General features: G+C 31.5%; 2 protein-coding genes. Both read right to left on the reverse strand.

The genetic code is table 11. The annotated features are described in order from the left end of the window. Nucleotides 1–113: 113 nt before the first annotated feature. On the reverse strand, nt 114–275 hold the full coding sequence (locus tag NATSA_RS15255; RefSeq protein WP_210513481.1) for a hypothetical protein: 162 nt from the start codon (nt 273–275) through the stop codon (nt 114–116). 246 nt (nt 276–521) lie between these two features. Then, nucleotides 522–1,592 carry a hypothetical protein gene (locus NATSA_RS15260; protein WP_210513482.1) on the reverse strand — a complete coding sequence of 357 codons (1,071 nt, stop codon included), beginning with the start codon at nt 1,590–1,592 and terminating at the stop codon, nt 522–524. Between the last annotated feature and the right edge of the window lie 142 nt (nt 1,593–1,734).

Here is a 1,734-nt window from a genome sequence, read left to right on the forward strand (position 1 = left end):
GCAGGCCCAGTGCCATGGCAAACCAGGGCTCATCGCGGTATTCGGCGATGGCGTCAAAAAATGGTTTTCCAAGACAGATCAGCCCGATCATGGCTTTGACGTTGTCCATGTCACTAACCAGTCCGCCGTTGCGTCGTTTTGGGCAGACGCTGTTTTGGGCAGACGCTGGCCAGATGATTGGCCAGCTTTTTCTCGTCAAGTGCCTGTCCGACAAAAGCAAGGCCGACATGGGAAGTGATGGGCGTGGAGGTAAGTTCAAAATGGAATTTGGCCATGACAATAGCGATTCTAGTCCGTGTTTTCACCCGTTAGGTGAAGATACGAATATCGCTAAACACATGGTATAATTGATTTTATGATTATTTTAAACCAACAACTCACAGATTAAGGGGATAGTCATTTTGAACAATTTTTCCCAGCGAATACAGGATTTTAGCAATATGATCCGCGTAAGCTTATTGACCAACAATCACTTAAACATCAACTGCGACAGTTGAGTTAAAGCTCTTTGAACCTTTTATTTATTCAAATATCTTTTTTGCTCCATATATCCAATTTTTTTCTTTTATAAATTTTTTTGATTTATAAGTTTCCCAATTTTTAACTTTATGAACTATATTTTTTATTTCTATGTTTTCATAACATAGTGAGTATCCTATATTATAATATTCTATCATTTTTGAAACAAATGTTCTTTTTTTACTAATAATTGGAATTTCTGCTAATGCAGCATTGTACAATGTTAAATTAACAGATAAATCATCATTTGGCTTAAATATAAAATCTGCTATATCATTCCACATACTTGGAGGTATACTAATAAATTCATCAATTAATTTGATATCATCACTATATTTTAATTTAGTATACAACTCATTATTTATTTTTTTTCCAACTGGACCAATCACTACAAATACTATCTTATCATTACAATATGAAACATTTTTATTTTTACTGATTATTTCCATAATTGTATACAACCCATCAATATTCTTTTTTTCGACATTTCCAATCCACATCCCACAACACACACCCCCCTTTCTTTTTTTTATTTTGTTGTTTTTCCATTTATTAATATCATCAATAACTGCCACACACTTATCATTACATATATTTATTTTTTCGAGATAATCAGTCCTGCCAAAACTAATGTCATATATCTTATTTCTGCTAATATTGAGTTTTTTTTCTGCATATTCTATCAACATTTTATCCATTACAAATATTTTTTCTGAAGCTTTTTTTACTACAGTTCTTCTTAGTCTTGTAATGTATGGATAATATGACACAGTCTCATTGTCAACATTGTGGCACATCCAATACAATTTAACACAGAATACTTTTGCGATTATTACTGTTGTAATATCAGTATTAAGACGAATTAACGTTTTTGCTAAACTTTGGTAATCATTTAGATATCTAACTATTATTGCATATGGCTTTTCCTGTAATAAAATGTGTTGAAGCAAAACAAAGGGCATGTAAACTGCACTTTTTTTAATTGGAAATAGTTTACCAATATTCTCTTTTTCGGCTATTTTTTTCCAAGAGTTACTTTTAATATCGCTTTTTTGAATAAGTATTTTTTTCATTTTATTTAAAATGATACCAGAATCCGTGAGTTAAATTAGAAAAATTACAGTAACATCAAGTCTTTCATATGTTTAGCTAAATTTGTATCTTCACCCAATAGGTGAAACAAAGAATCGAAAGACTTGGATAGTTATGGACATT

The sequence above is a fragment of the Natronogracilivirga saccharolytica genome, from assembly GCF_017921895.1.
Taxonomy (GTDB): domain Bacteria; phylum Bacteroidota; class Rhodothermia; order Balneolales; family Natronogracilivirgulaceae; genus Natronogracilivirga; species Natronogracilivirga saccharolytica.